The 13,955-nt window shown below is 67.9% G+C and carries 15 protein-coding genes; 8 read left to right on the top strand and 7 right to left on the bottom strand.

Features of this window, described 5'->3' with window-relative positions; all coding sequences use genetic code 11:
• Nucleotides 1-179 precede the first annotated feature (179 nt).
• Nucleotides 180-431: a hypothetical protein gene (locus tag QSK18_RS32975; protein ID WP_285627472.1), complete on the bottom strand. Its 252-nt coding sequence runs from the start codon at nt 429-431 to the stop codon at nt 180-182.
• The gene (locus QSK18_RS32970) at nt 424-777 is read right to left on the bottom strand and encodes an endonuclease V (protein ID WP_285627469.1); all 354 of its coding nucleotides are present in this window, start codon (nt 775-777) and stop codon (nt 424-426) included. The genes QSK18_RS32975 and QSK18_RS32970 overlap by 8 nt, the downstream gene beginning before the upstream one ends.
• A gap of 870 nt (nt 778-1,647) precedes the next feature.
• On the opposite strand from QSK18_RS32970, the gene QSK18_RS32965 reads away from it, so the two are divergent.
• Nucleotides 1,648-2,622, top strand: a complete 975-nt coding sequence (locus QSK18_RS32965) for a LacI family DNA-binding transcriptional regulator (protein ID WP_285627466.1) — start codon at nt 1,648-1,650, stop codon at nt 2,620-2,622.
• Between the two features lie 68 nt (nt 2,623-2,690).
• Here the strand turns inward: QSK18_RS32965 and QSK18_RS32960 are convergent, their stop codons facing one another.
• From QSK18_RS32960 to QSK18_RS32950, 3 genes are all read right to left on the bottom strand, one after another.
• Nucleotides 2,691-4,490 (bottom strand): glycoside hydrolase family 6 protein, encoded by a 1,800-nt coding sequence (locus tag QSK18_RS32960; protein ID WP_285627463.1) that lies wholly within the window; start codon nt 4,488-4,490, stop codon nt 2,691-2,693.
• Between the two features lie 323 nt (nt 4,491-4,813).
• Complete coding sequence (locus tag QSK18_RS32955) at nt 4,814-5,413, bottom strand: NAD(P)-dependent oxidoreductase (RefSeq protein ID WP_285627460.1); 600 nt, start codon at nt 5,411-5,413, stop codon at nt 4,814-4,816.
• 3 nt (nt 5,414-5,416) lie between these two features.
• Complete coding sequence (locus QSK18_RS32950; RefSeq protein WP_285627458.1) at nt 5,417-6,205, bottom strand: inositol monophosphatase family protein; 789 nt, start codon at nt 6,203-6,205, stop codon at nt 5,417-5,419.
• 108 nt (nt 6,206-6,313) lie between these two features.
• Here QSK18_RS32950 and QSK18_RS32945 point away from each other — a divergent pair, with 108 nt between their 5' ends.
• The 4 genes from QSK18_RS32945 to QSK18_RS32930 all read left to right on the top strand — a co-directional run bounded on the left by QSK18_RS32945 (nt 6,314) and on the right by QSK18_RS32930 (nt 9,315).
• The gene (locus tag QSK18_RS32945) at nt 6,314-7,204 is read left to right on the top strand and encodes a LysR family transcriptional regulator (RefSeq protein ID WP_285627455.1); all 891 of its coding nucleotides are present in this window, start codon (nt 6,314-6,316) and stop codon (nt 7,202-7,204) included.
• 99 nt (nt 7,205-7,303) lie between these two features.
• A complete protein-coding gene (gene pyrH, locus QSK18_RS32940) occupies nt 7,304-8,029 on the top strand; it encodes a UMP kinase (RefSeq protein ID WP_285627452.1) in 726 nt (241 codons plus the stop codon).
• Nucleotides 8,030-8,346: 317 nt separating this feature from the next.
• The gene (locus QSK18_RS32935; protein WP_285627449.1) at nt 8,347-8,859 is read left to right on the top strand and encodes a DUF6924 domain-containing protein; all 513 of its coding nucleotides are present in this window, start codon (nt 8,347-8,349) and stop codon (nt 8,857-8,859) included.
• A gap of 123 nt (nt 8,860-8,982) precedes the next feature.
• Nucleotides 8,983-9,315 carry a hypothetical protein gene (locus QSK18_RS32930; protein WP_285627445.1) on the top strand — a complete coding sequence of 111 codons (333 nt, stop codon included), beginning with the start codon at nt 8,983-8,985 and terminating at the stop codon, nt 9,313-9,315.
• Between the two features lie 62 nt (nt 9,316-9,377).
• On the opposite strand, the gene QSK18_RS32925 is transcribed toward QSK18_RS32930, so the two are convergent.
• Nucleotides 9,378-9,833, bottom strand: a complete 456-nt coding sequence (locus QSK18_RS32925) for a hypothetical protein (RefSeq protein WP_285627442.1) — start codon at nt 9,831-9,833, stop codon at nt 9,378-9,380.
• Between the two features lie 287 nt (nt 9,834-10,120).
• Between QSK18_RS32925 and QSK18_RS32920 the strand changes: the two genes are divergently transcribed.
• The 3 genes from QSK18_RS32920 (at nt 10,121) to QSK18_RS32910 (ending at nt 12,595) form a co-directional block, all read left to right on the top strand.
• Entirely contained in the window at nt 10,121-10,861 is a 741-nt protein-coding gene (locus QSK18_RS32920) for an SDR family NAD(P)-dependent oxidoreductase (RefSeq protein ID WP_285627439.1), read from the top strand.
• 15 nt (nt 10,862-10,876) lie between these two features.
• On the top strand, nt 10,877-11,449 hold the full coding sequence (locus QSK18_RS32915; protein WP_285627436.1) for a TetR/AcrR family transcriptional regulator: 573 nt from the start codon (nt 10,877-10,879) through the stop codon (nt 11,447-11,449).
• 81 nt (nt 11,450-11,530) lie between these two features.
• Nucleotides 11,531-12,595 carry a CDP-glycerol glycerophosphotransferase family protein gene (locus tag QSK18_RS32910; RefSeq protein WP_285627433.1) on the top strand — a complete coding sequence of 355 codons (1,065 nt, stop codon included), beginning with the start codon at nt 11,531-11,533 and terminating at the stop codon, nt 12,593-12,595.
• Between the two features lie 57 nt (nt 12,596-12,652).
• Here QSK18_RS32910 and QSK18_RS32905 read toward each other — a convergent pair whose 3' ends face one another.
• On the bottom strand, nt 12,653-13,855 hold the full coding sequence (locus tag QSK18_RS32905) for a carbohydrate-binding protein (RefSeq protein WP_285627430.1): 1,203 nt from the start codon (nt 13,853-13,855) through the stop codon (nt 12,653-12,655).
• Nucleotides 13,856-13,955: the final 100 nt, after the last annotated feature.

Below are 13,955 nucleotides of genomic sequence, written 5' to 3'. Positions count from 1 at the left end.
ATCCCTGCCTCCGGCCAGGCCACGCAGGATCTCCTGACGTGATGCCCGACGCGGCCAGGACTGCTCGGGAACCTACGCGAGGCAGAAGTCTGGTCTGACTCTCAAGACTTTACTGATGGCTTGGGGGGTCGTTCGCTAGGACCTGTCTGAGGACGACAGCACAGCGCATCCACGCAGCGTCAACCCAGCCAGGTGATTTGAATGATGATGATCCGCTCCCCACGGATGTCAGTGAGGTAGGTGAGCATCAGACGGCCCCGGCTCTCGATTTGTAAACCTGGGCCCGTACCGGTGTAAGCGGCGCCGTCCTGGTAAACCATCGAGTCGCGAACGGCGATCTCACCGACGAGCCGTTCCACTTCGTGGCGCACGGCGTCTTCAAGGTCGTCGAGGAGGTCTTTCGGGTCGCAGTCCCAATGCCAGTCAGCCACCGGCTACCACACGGTGAGCAGCCCGGACGATCTCCCCCGCCTCCCTGATGGCCTGAGCGCGGATCTCCGGGTCCGGGTCGTCGATCGCGTGTTCGGCAGCATGAAGCCGAGCAGCAGTGTCAGGGTGTCGCTCGATTTCGATCACGACGCCCCACTGGCGATAGAACATGCGGATCGGAACCACACTGTCCTCCTCGCCGGCCCGAACAAAGGCCGCCTGCATGTTCTCGAAGAACTCAGGCAGGCGGGAGGGGACCAGGGTTGCGACCGCTTGCCGGAGAGCAGGCAGAGACAGCTCGGGAAACGGTATGAGCGGTCCGCCGCTGGCGGCGTGCGACATGGTCATCGACTGCATCCCTTCCGAGCGCTCTTCAACATTTGGCCGGCGCCCGGTCTGTGTGGCACCGCAGCCTGAGTCTAGGCCAGTGTGGTAGTCCGGTCCGCCGCAAGGCCGCTTGTTCACAGCGGCAAGTTACGTATGCGACACAGTGGTTCATACCAACCACCGCAGCGCTGTCACGCTCCGCAGCGGGCTCTCTAGCCCCTTTCCCCAGCCATCCGTAAGGCCCGGCCAGACCGATCCCCGAGCTGAGCTCCCTCGACACCGGGGTGGCGATCCGACCAGGGATACTGGACTTGGCGCCCGGGTCTGCCGCGTGCCGGTTACGGCCAGGATGATGACGTCGCTCTCGGCACCCTTCTCAACCGCGGCCGCACCGGCCCAGATGTTGAGGACCTCGGGTGAGACGGCCTTCAGTCCACTGCGAGTGGCGATCAGCGAGCAGTTATCGCCGCCGTCGCTCACCTGCCAGGGGTACATCGCCACAACCCACGAGTCCTCCGGGCAGCTCAGCGCGAAGGCAAGGCCCGCCCTCAGACCCGGGCCGGGACCTGCTGCTGCCCTCTGGGTCTCGAGCGCCCTCATGACCCACAAGTCCTCCCGGACCGGCCTCAGGGAGTTGATCCGGACCGGTTGGGCGACCTGAGCAAGACGCACGCGATGCCCCTACCGTGACGGTCGTTCGGCGACCGCAAAAGGTTGCCCCGGACACCGAGAAATTTCTGACTGAATTTAGTTAGCCCGTAGCAACATTCAGTGAGCAACCATGTCTTGCCGATGCCCGGAGGCCGTGGAACCATTCGCGTATTGCTTGCCCAACCTGCATGACTTCCATGCAGGTCGTCAAAGGAGACGACAACGGCCAAGAACGTGACTATGGCGAGAGTTGCCGCGGAAGCAGGCGTTTCTCCGGCCACGGTCTCTCGGGTACTGACTGGTTCGGCACAGGTGAGCGCCCTGACGCGGCAGCAGGTGTATGCGGCGGCCTCGCGCCTGGGATACCTGCGCCGTGGTGAGCGGCCCGGCGACAGCCGGCACCCGCCGGTCATCTCGGCGGTGATCTGCGAGCCCACCACCCGGCTGTTCAATGACCCCTTCTTCGTGCGTTTCGTCAGTGGGGCCGAGACTTTCCTGTCCGGGCGCGGGGTTCCGCTGCCGCTGATCTCGGCGCCGGGCCCGGTCTTCGCCTCGACGGAAAAGCACCTGCTCGGCGGGGGTTCGGACGGGGTTCTGCTGGTCTCCGTGCACGGCCGGCATCCGCTCGCCCTGACCCTGGCCGGAACCCGGTTGCCGATCCGCGCGGCGGGGCGGCCGGTCAAGGAGGTGCAGCTGCCCTTCGTCGACGTGGACAACCGCGGCGGGGCCCGGGCCGCGGTGGAGTTGTTGCTGAGGACCCGCAGACGGATTGCCATGATCGCCGGGCCTTCCGACCTCCCGGCCGCCCGGGACCGGCTCAACGGCTATCTCGAGGCGCTGGCCGAAGCGGGTCGCCTGCCGCTGGTCGCGGCCGGGGACTTCACTCCCCGGGGTGGCATGAACGCCATGCGGCTGCTGCTCGACCAGGCTCCCGGCCTGGACGCGGTCTTCGCCGCATCGGACCCGATGGCCATGGGCGCCATGACTGCCCTGCACCAGGCCGGCCGGCAGATCCCGGGGGACGTCGCGGTGATCGGTTTCGATGATGTGACAGCAGCCGTTTTCGCCGATCCACCGCTGACCACGGTTCGTCAGCCGGTCGAGCGGCTCGGGGCCCTGGCCGCCGAATTGCTGTTCGAACAGGTAGTTTCTGGTTCCGGTCCGGCCGACGACCAGATCCTCGACACCGAACTGGTCATCCGCTCTTCCACCTGAACCGCACCGGACACACGAAAACCCCGCCTCGACCGAGCTTTCGGTCGAGGCGGGGTTTCTTTCCGTGATTACAGCGCCGGCCAGGCGTTGGCCAGGAGCTGCCGGAACTGGGCCGAGAACCAGGCTCCGGAGACCGGAGCGTTGGGCAGGGCACCGCTCAGGCTGTTGCCGTTGCGGTCGTTACCGGTGTAGGTCGGGTCGCACATCCGGTCGAAGCCCTTGCCGCCCGGGTTGTTCGGACCGGTCGGCACCAGCGAGCTGGAGCCGTCGGACTCACCCGGAGGCTTGACCCAGGTGTAGGCGTCGATCCCGCTGGCCGGGGCCGCCTTGGGCCGTTCGCCCAGACCGGCACCGCTCTGGTTGCACCAGTTACCGGCGTGGATGCGCCGGTCGATGCGGGAGGCGTCGACGAAGGTGTTCAGGTCGGTCGAGGTGCTGGCCGCGGTCGGCCGGGCCGAGCCGCCCCAGCCGTTGCGGGAGGTGTCGATCAGCATCCCGATGTTGGAGTTGAAACCGGCCGAGACCAGCTGGTTACGGAAGGCCTGGGCGAAGGTCAGCTCGTCGGTGTACTGGTTCCAGTCCAGCCACTTCGACTGCCGCACGCTGGTGCCGTTCACACTGGTGTTGATCTTGACGAACGGCTCACTGAGGGCCGAGTAGTTGGCGGTGTTGGTGATGAAGCCGTCCACCGTGTTGACTCCGCCGGTGGCCTTCTTCGCGGTGTCGGCGAACAACTTGGCCGCCGGGGCGAAGTTGCTGTCCCAGCCCAGCCAGCCGTGGTGCGCGGCGTCGATGTAGTTGTAGGTGTTCGAGCCTGCGGCCCGCAGTTTCGAGAGGGCGTAGGCGATGCCGGTGCCGTAGTTGCCGTTGGCCAGCATGTCCCGGCAGGCCTGGGTGGAACCGGCGGAGCTGCCGGCGTTCGTGACCAGGTTCGGCAGCGAGTCGATCTCGACGATGTTGACGATCCGGATCGACTTGTACTTCGGGTCGGCCTGGATCGCGGCGATCGGGTCGATGTAGTCGCTCTTGTAGCGGTCGATCTCCGTCGGGCCGAGCTCACCGTTGGAGGCCAGGGCCGCGCAGTCCCGGCCGGGCAGGTTGTAGATCACGAACTGGGCCAGGGTCGCGTTCTGGGCCAGGGCGTTGTCCAGGTGCTTGCGCAGACTGGTGGTGTAGCCGGAACCGGCCGGGGCGTTGATCGCGGCGATGGTGTCGAGCCAGACGGCGGTCGGCTGGTTCGCGACCGCACTGCCGCCCGGCTCGGCGGCGGCCTTGGCCGACCAGTCCGGGTTCACGTACCACTTCGCACCCACGAAGGGGTTGTCGAGGTGCTCGCCCGGCTGCTGGGTGGGCTCCACCGTCGGCTCGACCGTGGGTTCGACGGTCGGTTCGACGGTCGGGGAGACCGTGGTGGTCGGCGTGGGGTTCGTGGTGCCGCCGTTACAGGCGACGCCGTTCAGGGTGAAGTCGGTGGGCTTGGTGTTGGTTCCCGAATAGGTGCCGTTGAAGCCGACGTTCGTCTTGGCGCCCGAGGCCAGGCTGCCGTTCCAGGCCGCGTTGACGATCTTCACGTGCTTGCCGGTCTGGGTCAGCGTCCCGCCCCAGGCCGAGCCGGCCGCCTGGTTGCCGGCGTAGTCGAACTCCAGCGCCCAGCTGGTGATCGGGTCACCGGAGTTGGTGATGTCGATGCTGGCGGTGAATCCGCTGCCCCAGGAGTTCGCCGTGTACGCGACCGAGCACCCGGGGGCGGCGGCGGCCGTCCCCATGGATACGAGCGACATTCCTGCGCCGGCCACTGCCACGGCCGCTGTGGCGGCCAGTACGCGTTGCGGGCGCAAATGTTTCACGCCCTGCTTGAACCTGTTCATACGATTCTCCTGATGGCTCGAACCACCGCAACGGCGAATGACCGCGTCCTGACTTCCGTTCGGCGGTACCGGGTGACGCTTGCTGTTGTGCGAGCGACAAGCGCTACGAGCAGGTTGCTGAGGCGTTTCACCCGTGTCAACGACGGAGTGCAACCGCTCGGCCACGTCCGGGAAAGCGTTACCCGCAGGAGTCCGGCTCACCCTCTCTGAGCTGGTACGAAACCCCAGCATCGCCCGGTGGGGGCCTGAATTCGGGCCCCCACCGAGTCGGATCTTCTGAAATTCATTCATCCCGTTCCGGCGCCCGGCGGGCTCGGATCACCTCAGCGGATCACCGCGACGCCCCCGGCACCGGGCCACTGCGGCTCGGCCGCATCCAACATGGCCACCGCGACGGTGGCGCGGGAATTGGGACGGAACCACACGCGTCCTTCAATTTGATCTAACGGAACCACCCGGAGACTCCGGCTGACGGGGCCACCCGTGAGTGGCCCCGCGTGCACGACGGTGCCCCCGGCATCCAGAATGATCCGCTCAGCGTTCACCTTGTCCGGGATCTCTCTCCCGAGAGCCAGCTTCACCACGGCGCGGGAGGGCCGGTTGGCCTTGATCGCCGAGGCGCCGGTCCCGAAACTGCCGAGCCAAATTGAAGGACGATCGGTGGCAGCGGTCAGGGCAGTGGCCACCTTGGTGAGGAGGTCGGGTGGGCTGCCGGCGACCAGACCTACCGCCGAGACCACCGCGTCCACTCCTTGGAGGGCCTTCTCCAGGGCGATCGGGTCGGTGGCGTCGGCGCCGACCGAGGCCGGAAGTTCGGGGTCCGGGCGACGGGAGACGGCCACGACCTGATGGCCGCGGGCGCCTGCCTGGGCCACGAGTTCTCTCCCGGTGCGGCCGTTCGCGGCCAGGACTGCGATGCGCATGCCTCAGCCCAGCCGGGAGAGGGTGGCGACGGCCTCGGCGTGGATCTTCGGGGTCGAGGCCAGGAACCCGGTGCTGTCCAGGCTCCACGCCCGGCCGTCCAGGTCGCTCACCGTGCCGCCGGCCTCGGCCACCAGCAGCGCCCCGGCCAGCAGACCGGACCGGACGGAGCTGTGCTGCCAGAACACATCCAGCCGGCCCGCCGCGAGCTGAACCAGCAGGAGGGTGGGCGGCACCGAGGCGCGGGTGACGCCGGAGACGCCCATCATGGCGGTCAGCGAGCGGCCGATCTTCTCCCAGGTTTCCGCGGTCTCCCGGGGGCTGGCCTGGCCGGTGGCGACGAAGGCTCCCCGCAGTTCGCTCTTGCCCGAGACGGTCAGCCTCCTGCCGTTGAGGTAGGCACCCTCGCCGGCCACGGCGGTGTAGGTGACCTGTGCCAGCGGCAGGTGCACGACGGTGAGGACAGGCTGGTTGTCGCGCACCAGGGTGGCGGTGACGGCCCACTCGTCGATGCCGTGCACGTAGTTGATGGCGCCCTCGACCGGGTCGGTCAGCCACCACTCGCCGTCCGGCAGCGGGCCCTCCTCCAGTTCGTCCTCCACCCATCCGGCCTGCGGGCGGGCCTGCTCGAGCAGCGGGCGCAGGACGCTCAGCGAGCGCTGGTCGGCGGCTGCGATCGCGGCGACGACCTCGTCCCAGGTGGTGAGGTCGTGCTGGCCGGTGAAAGCGTCGGCCAGATGGCGGCCGGTGGTTTCGACGGCGGTGCGGACCTGGTCCAAGAGGTTGGCGTTCATTGGTTGCTATCTCCTTAGGTGGTGTGCTCCCAAGCTAGAAGCGATCAAGAGTTGTCAGCAATGACAACCTCGCTAAGAAGTCCTTACCACTGGTGTTAACTATGCGGCGTGGACCTGAACCTGCTGACCGCCCTCGATGCCCTGCTGAGCGAGGCAAGCGTGACCGGTGCCGCGCAGCGGCTCCAGGTGTCGGTGCCGGGCATGAGCCGCACGCTGGCCCGGCTGCGCCGCACGACCGGCGACGAACTGCTGGTGCGGGCCGGGCGCGAGATGGTGCTCACCCCGCGCGCGCTGGCGATGCGCTCGCAGGTCACCGAGTTGTTGCGGCAGTCCCGCGCGGTGCTGTCCCCCGAGGCGGAGCTCGAACTCGGAGGGCTGGCCCGGACCTTCACCCTGCGCTGGCACGACGCCGTGATCACCGCCTATGCCGCAGACCTGACCGCCCGGGTCCACGCGCAAGCGCCCGGGGTGCGGCTGCGGTTCCTGGCCGAACCCGCCACCGACACCGGCGACGTCCGGCAGGGCGAGATCGATCTGCATGCCGGGGGTTCGGTGCCTGCGCTGGCCGACCTGGAGTCCGAACTGCTGGGCCGCGACGAGTTGGTGGTAGTCATGCGGGACGGGAACCCCCTTACTCAGGGCGATCTCACCCTGGAGCGCTTCGCCGCCGCGGAGCACGCCACCGTTTCGCGCCGGGGGCGGCTACGCGATCCGGTCGACGACGCACTCGAGGAGGCCGGCCTGACCCGGACGGTACTGGTGGCCGGGCCGACGAGTACGTCCGTGCTGCATCTGGTCTCGCGCAGCAACCTGCTCGCCGTGGTACCGCGGCACCTGACCGGGCCCGTCACCGACATGCTCGGCCTGGCGACCCGTCCCCTGCCGCTGCCCCTGCCCCCGGTTTCGCTGTTCCAGTTCTGGCACCGCCGCCACGAGCAGGATCCGGCTCACCGGTGGCTGCGCGAGACGGTCCGCGCGGTGGTCCAGGGCGTCGGATGAGCTCAGAGGGTAAGTGGGCGTGCTAGGCGACGGGTGGCCCCGGGTTTAGTAGGGTCTGTCTGGTCGCCGTCTGGGTGGCCAGGGAGGAAGTCGCATCTCATGGCCCGATACCGCAGAGTGTTGGTGAAGCTGAGCGGGGAAGCCCTCGCCGGTGATGCGGGGACCGGTGTAGACCCCGTCAGCCTGGCCAATCTGGCTCAGGAAATCCTGTCCGTTCATGACCTTGGGGTGCAGATCGCCGTCGTGGTCGGAGGCGGAAACTTCTTCCGGGGCCGGATGGCCGAGGGCTGGGGCATCGGGCGAGCCGAGGCCGACAACATCGGGATGCTCGGCACGATGATGAATGCGCTGATGATGCGCGGCGCGCTGACGGCCAGGACCGAGGCTGACGTCCGGGTCATGACGGCCGTGCCGATCCATAGCGTGGCTGAACCGTTCATCCGATTGCGTGCTCAGCGCCATCTGGCGCACAACGCCATCGTGGTGCTGGGCGGGGGCATCGGCCAGCCGTACGTCACCACCGACTATCCAGCGGTCCAGCGATCTTTGGAGCTGGAGGTAGACGCACTTCTGGTCGCCAAGCACGGGGTGGACGGCGTGTACGACAGCGACCCGAAGACGAATCCTGGTGCTCAGCGGTACGCGCGGCTGACCTACGACGAGGCACTGCAGGCCGGTCTGCGGGTCATGGACACCAGTGCCATGGTCCTGGCCAACGAGCAGAACCTGCGCATGCACGTGTTCGACGTGGCCGCGCCCGGCGTGATGCGCGACATCTGCTCCGGTTCTGACGTGGGAACGGTGCTCAACCGGAAAGCACCTTGATTCACCGATCGGGACAAACCGTGCGGCATGATCCAGCCATGTCACCGGTAGCCAAGACCCTTACGTATGACGCTGTTGCGCTCGCCCTGGCAGGCGTCGTAGTGGCATTCACTGATGGAGCGCCGCAGTACGTGGCCTGGGTAATCGGCGGCGGCACTCTCCTCAAGGCGCCTTACGACGTTTGGGAGGCACGACGCACGGAGATCGATTGATTTCCAGATCGAACGGGCGCCCCGCCCCACGGCCCGGACCGTAACGGAGGCACCGGAGCACTTTTCCCTCTTCGTGGCGAATGATGCCCAAGACCGGAGCGACCGATGCCCACGCTGCCCATGACCGAGGACCACCTGGTGATCCGCACCGACTTCTCCGACCCGTCAGCGTGGGCCGCAGTTCAGGCGGACCTGGCCCAGAAGTGGGGCGAAGAGTTCGAGATCTACGTCGAGATCATCGACGACCCGGCCTACGACGGGCTCGGCCCGGAAAAGTTCCTGACCATGGCGCCGGCCGACTACCCGCACACGATCGTGGTGCTCGCCGACTCGGTGACGATGACCACGCCCGACCGTCTGTTACTGGTGGTCAGCCTGGAGGAGAGCGACGAGGAGTGGGAAGCATCCCTCCGCAGACTGGGCCAGTGGGACGAGGAGACCGCCGCCGGAGGTCGCGGCTGGGAGAACGAATGGCCCCAGCGAGGCGGGGTTTTCCGGTCCACCGCACCCGGCATTGGGGCGATCACAGCCAACCTGTCCGTCGCGAACATGGACCTCTGGGAGTACGCCGCCGCGGTCGACGGTCAGGGTGTCTTCCGCAATTTCGAGAACAAGTGATTCACCCGCTCCTGTCCTTGCAGGTGCCGTGCCGGGCCACCTCGGTGGTGGAGAGCGCGGGCGGAACAAGGGACGCGTTCGTCCCGGCTCCGTCATCCTGACGTGGGTCGGCGCAGGACCCGGGTGCTGGTGGTTGGCAGCACCCGCTTCTTCTGGACCTTGAGTCACCGGCACGACCCTTGCCGCGAGGTGGTGCGGCTGCGCCGAGACGGCTCGCCGGGGTGTTTGCTGGCGGTCTTCACCACCGGCCAGGGCCACTACGTCGCCGACGGCCTGCTTCACGTGGGCGCGGTCCAGCACGCAGACGGGCGAGGGCTGAATCTGAACCAACCGGGTGCCGTCCGCGCGCTGCTCGATGCTGCCCTGGACCGCGGTTGGTCGAGCGAATCTGCCGGACCTTACGAGCTGGACGGTTGGGCCTTGTTCGACTCAGTAGCGGATCCGCCTACCACTTAACCCTTCTTCCGTGTGACCGGCGCTGGCGATCGGCGCAGCGGCCGCCTGCCTCGCCAGCGGTGTCAGCGCAGCGACGAGGCCTTCCGTCCGTGCGGTTGGCTTCGCGCAGTTGACCAGAGCTGCGTGGCTGCTGCTGTGAAGGTCACGGCCAGAACGGTGACCACGGCATGGCCGATGCGGCCCGTGGTGATGCCTGGGGAGCTGTCCAGGATGTAGTTGGCATAGCCGTTGGCTGCCGAGTCGCTCAACAGGACGGCGCAGGCCAGCACGAGACCGACCTGTCGCTGCCGCAACAGCAGGACGGCGGCAAGGGGATCCAGCACGGTCAGGGAGACGAAGCAGACCGCCAGCCAGTTCGGCAGTGACGGGTAGGGGTCCCAACCCCCAGCAGCCAACTGGGTGAGGTGCACGAGGGTGCCGTACATCAGGGCGACAGCGCCGACGAGGGCTATCGCCCGGGCCGGGCGTGCGGCGCCGGGCCACCAGAAGTCCACCGTGCCAGCCTGCCAGACCGACATTCGGCGCTACCCCGCCGCTGCCGCCCCTGTGGCTGCTCGGGAGGGAAACCATTGGCGGCCCAAAGGATTGACATCAGCGGCGCGGTCAAGGCTGGGTCTTGCATGAGGCGACGGCGCCCGAGGTTTGTCAGGTCGCCACCATTGCCCTGGCGTCAGCGGGGTCACCTCGGCGATCGGGGCGACCCGTTGCGTGCCCATGAGGCGTGTAACGCAGCCCACTTTGCCTTTTAGACAGGTCCGTCTAATACTCGTCCTTAGACAGACCTGTCTAAACGAGGAGTGGAGTCATGAGCGAACTGACCGGCAAGACCGCCCTGATCACCGGTTCGACCACGGGCATCGGCCGGGCCACGGCCTTCGCGCTGGCCGCACGAGGGGCCGACGTCGTGGTGACCGGCCGCGACGCCCAGCGTGGGGCCGAGGTGGTGCAGAAGATCCAGGCCGACGGCGGTTCGGCGCGCTTCGTCGCCGCCGACCTGACGAACCGCGACGACGTGATCCGGCTGGCCGAGCAGGCCGGAGAGGTGGACGTGCTGGTGAACAACGCCGGGCTGGGCAGTTTCGGCCCCAGCGCCACCATCACCGGCGAGCAGTACGACGCCATGCTGGAGGGCAACCTGCGCGCGGTCTTCGTCCTGACCAACGCCCTCGCGCCGAAGATGGCCGAGCGGGGCAGCGGCAGCGTGATCAACGTCAGCAGCGGGGCGGCCAGGATCTCGGGCGACTACAACGCGGTCTACGGCGCCACCAAGGCCGCGGTGGAATCGCTGACGCGGGCCTGGGCGGCTGAGTACGGGCCGGCCGGCGTGCGGGTGAACGCGGTCGCCCCGGGCCCGGTCCTGACCAGCGTCCCGGCCGAGTTCTACCAGGGCTACATCCCGGTGACCCCGCTGCGGCGCATCGCCCAGGCCGAGGACATCAGCCGGGTGATCGCCTTCCTGGCCGGCCCCGACAGCGCGTTCGTGACCGGGGCCACCATCCCGGTGGACGGTGGCCTCAGTGCCGTGGAGCCCCGGCTTCCCGACTGAACATAGGATGCAGACATGACATCGGCGGCCGGTCCGGGCAGACGCTCAGCCCGTGAGCGCCTGCTCGAGACGGCCGACCGGCTCTTCTACTACGAGGGCATCCACGCGGTCGGCATCGACCGGATCCTCGAGGAGTCCGGCGTGGCCAAGGGCTCGCTGTACTACAACTTCAGCGGCAAGGACGATCTGGTCCGCGAGTTCCTGCTGCGCCAGCACGACCGGTGGGTGGCCGCGATCGACGCGCGCGCGGCGCAGGAGAGCGATCCGCACGCCCGGATCCTGGCGGTGTTCGAGGCGCTGGGCAAGATCTTCGCCGATCCGGGGTACGCCGGCTGCGTGTTCCACCACACCGGGGTCGTCCAGCCCGGGAGTACCGAGGAACTGGGCATCCGGAAGTTCCGGGCCTGGCTGCACGAACTGTTCACCGTGCCGGTGCAGCAGGGCGGCTACCGGAATCCGGAACGGCTGGTCAATCAGCTGGTCCAGCTCTATGACGGGGCCAACCTGGCCGCCCAGTCCGGCGCCGGGCCCTCGGCCGCCGAGGACGCCCGCGCCACCGCGGAAGTCCTGCTCGCGGCCGCGGCCTGATCGGCGCACTGCCGACATCTCGAAAAGGACGACTTACTCTCTAGGGACGCCATTTGTTGGTGTCATTGAGAGAGGACACTTTTGAGGATCGTCTACAACAGCTGGTACGGCCGTTACTCGGACAACCCCAAGGCGATCTACGAGGCGCTGCTGCGCCGGGGCGACTCCCACGAGCACACGTGGCTGGCCGACCCGGGGCGAGAGGGCGGTTTCCCCGCCGGCACGACCACGGTGGCCATCGACTCCCCCGCCGCGATCGAGGTGCTGGAGTCGGCCGACCTGGTGGTCTCCGACGTTCACATCGAACTGGAGTGGACCAAGAAGCCCGGCGCCACCTACGTGCAGACCTGGCACGGCACCCCGCTGAAGCGGGTGCACCACGACGTGCTGCTGGCCCCGGACGGCCTGCTGGACTGGCTGTCGCTCGACGTGGACCGCTGGGACGTGCTGCTCTCCCCCAACGCTTACAGCACCGAGATGCTGCGGCGGGCCTTCCGGTGGGAGGGCACAGTGCTGGAGACCGGATACCCGCGTAACGACGTGCTGTTGTCGCCGAATGCGGAGACGATCCGTACGCGGGTACGGCGTTCGCTGGGTATCGAAGAGGGACGTCTGGCTGTGCTTTACGCGCCGACCTGGCGTGACGACACCTATTTCGAGAACGGAGCGGACGCCTCGGTCGCGGTTGCGCTGGACGGGCAGGTGGCCGAGGCGCTCGACTGCGTGTTCCTGGTCCGGCTGCACGGCAAGATCCTGGGCGGGCTGGCCGGGGCGCAGCAGGGCTGGATCGATGTGACCAGCTACCCGGACATCGCCGAGCTGTACCTGGCGGCCGACGTGATGGTCACCGACTACTCCTCCGCCATGTTCGATTTCGCGGTGACCGGTAAGCCGCTCGCCCTGTACGCCTACGACCTGGAGCGCTACGCGGCCGAGGTGCGGGGTTTCTACTTCGACCTGTCCCTCGACCCGCCCGGCCCGATGGTCAGCACCCAGGACGAGCTGATCGGGCAGCTGAGCGACCTGGACCGGATGCGCAAGCAGTACGGCGAGGCGTACGAGCGGTTCCAGCAGAAGTTCTGCTACCTGGAAGACGGCCACGCGGCTGAGCGACTCCTGGAACGTCTGGTTCCGCGCTCCGCCTGACCGGAACGCAGCCGATGCACTGCCCCGGAACTCTGGGGCAGTGCATCGGCGAAACAATCAGCAGGGGCCGAGGTCGCGCCACTGCGCGGTCAGGCCGGGCTCAGAGCCCTGGGTCCACCAGTTCGCCTGCCACAGGTGCCCGTTGTGCTTGACCCGGTCACCCGACAGGTACGTCTGCGACCAGGCCCAGGCCCGGGCCGAGGTGCAGTTGTCCGGGGTGCCGGGGGTGGTCGGGGTCACCGTCGGCGTGGCGGACGGCGTCACCGGGGGCGTGACCGGCGGGGTGGTCGGCGGGTTCGAGCAGGTCCCGGTGCCCAGCGTGTCCTCGAAGGTCTTGCCGCCGCTGCGGTAGCCGGCCGTCGCCGAGGCCACCTGGGCGGGCGTGAGCACCGTGTCCTTGCTGTGGAAGAACCAGTCCACCTGCTCCTGGTAGACGCTGTTCCCGCCGGTGTGGGCGGCCGTGTCGATGAACCACAGGTTGAAGTTCACCGACATCGACGCCCGCGGCCAGACCGGGTAGGTGCCGGTCGCGTCGTCGTAGGACTGGTCGCCCACCAGCGTGCCGTCGATGTAGTACTTCACGTGCTCGCCGGACACCGTGGCCATGATGTCGTGCCAGCCGGCGATGCTGGTGCGCTGCTGGTCGTGGGCGTTGCGGGCCACCCAGGGGTCGTCCTGGTAGCCGTTCCAGCTGGTCTGGTAGTTGATCGGCCCCTGTTCGCCCCAGCCGCCGTTGGGCAGGTACTCGGAGAAGTCGAGTTCGGAGTACAGCGGGTCGAAGGTCTGGGTCTGGGCCGGGCCGATGGCGAAGAACGTCTCGTTGACGTGGTCGCCGTCCGGGCCGGAGACCGGGGCGTCGTGGAACTTGATCCGCGCCGCGTACGTGCCCTCCTTGAATCTGCGCTCGGCGGTGAGGAACTCGGACTGCACGGTGCCGGCCGCGGTGCCGTCGGTGCTGCTCTCCAACTGGGCCACCTTCTGCCCGTCGACGGTCGGGAAGGTGATGTTCGAGGCCTTCCAGGTGGCGCCGGGTACTCCCGGACCGCCCGCGTTGCTGCGGGCCACCCAGCCGTTGCCGGTGAACTTCGCGTCGGTCGAGGAGGCGTAGCTGAAGTCGTCGAACAGGACACCGCAGGTGCTGGCGGCCGCGTTGGCGGCGCCGCCACCACCGATCACGGCGGTCAGCACACCACAGGCCAGCAGCGCCGCACCCATCGCGGCCGCGCCGAATCTGGTTCTTCTCCAGGCACTTCCAGTCATCACAGATCTCCTTCAGGGGGCAGGGATCGTGCTCTGAGCCGGGCCGGATGCGCCCGGCGAATCGGACGAACCACTCAAACGGTGGGCTAACCACTGGTAA

Origin of the sequence: Kineosporia sp. NBRC 101677, assembly GCF_030269265.1 — a bacterium.
GTDB lineage: Bacteria > Actinomycetota > Actinomycetes > Actinomycetales > Kineosporiaceae > Kineosporia > Kineosporia rhizophila.
The sequence above is the reverse complement of the archived record's forward strand: the minus strand, read 5'-3'. Positions and strand labels throughout refer to the sequence as shown.

Excerpts from the sequence above, each read along its gene's own strand:
- QSK18_RS32970 (WP_285627469.1), bottom strand. The coding sequence starts at position 777 with ATGACCATGTCGCACGCCGCCAGCGGCGGACCGCTCATACCGTTTCCC.
- QSK18_RS32965 (WP_285627466.1), top strand. The coding sequence starts at position 1,648 with ATGGCGAGAGTTGCCGCGGAAGCAGGCGTTTCTCCGGCCACGGTCTCT.
- QSK18_RS32960 (WP_285627463.1), bottom strand. The coding sequence starts at position 4,490 with ATGAACAGGTTCAAGCAGGGCGTGAAACATTTGCGCCCGCAACGCGTA.
- QSK18_RS32955 (WP_285627460.1), bottom strand. The coding sequence starts at position 5,413 with ATGCGCATCGCAGTCCTGGCCGCGAACGGCCGCACCGGGAGAGAACTC.
- QSK18_RS32950 (WP_285627458.1), bottom strand. The coding sequence starts at position 6,205 with ATGAACGCCAACCTCTTGGACCAGGTCCGCACCGCCGTCGAAACCACC.
- pyrH (WP_285627452.1), top strand. The coding sequence starts at position 7,304 with ATGGCCCGATACCGCAGAGTGTTGGTGAAGCTGAGCGGGGAAGCCCTC.
- QSK18_RS32935 (WP_285627449.1), top strand. The coding sequence starts at position 8,347 with ATGCCCACGCTGCCCATGACCGAGGACCACCTGGTGATCCGCACCGAC.
- QSK18_RS32925 (WP_285627442.1), bottom strand. The coding sequence starts at position 9,833 with ATGTCGGTCTGGCAGGCTGGCACGGTGGACTTCTGGTGGCCCGGCGCC.
- QSK18_RS32920 (WP_285627439.1), top strand. The coding sequence starts at position 10,121 with ATGAGCGAACTGACCGGCAAGACCGCCCTGATCACCGGTTCGACCACG.
- QSK18_RS32915 (WP_285627436.1), top strand. The coding sequence starts at position 10,877 with ATGACATCGGCGGCCGGTCCGGGCAGACGCTCAGCCCGTGAGCGCCTG.
- QSK18_RS32905 (WP_285627430.1), bottom strand. The coding sequence starts at position 13,855 with ATGACTGGAAGTGCCTGGAGAAGAACCAGATTCGGCGCGGCCGCGATG.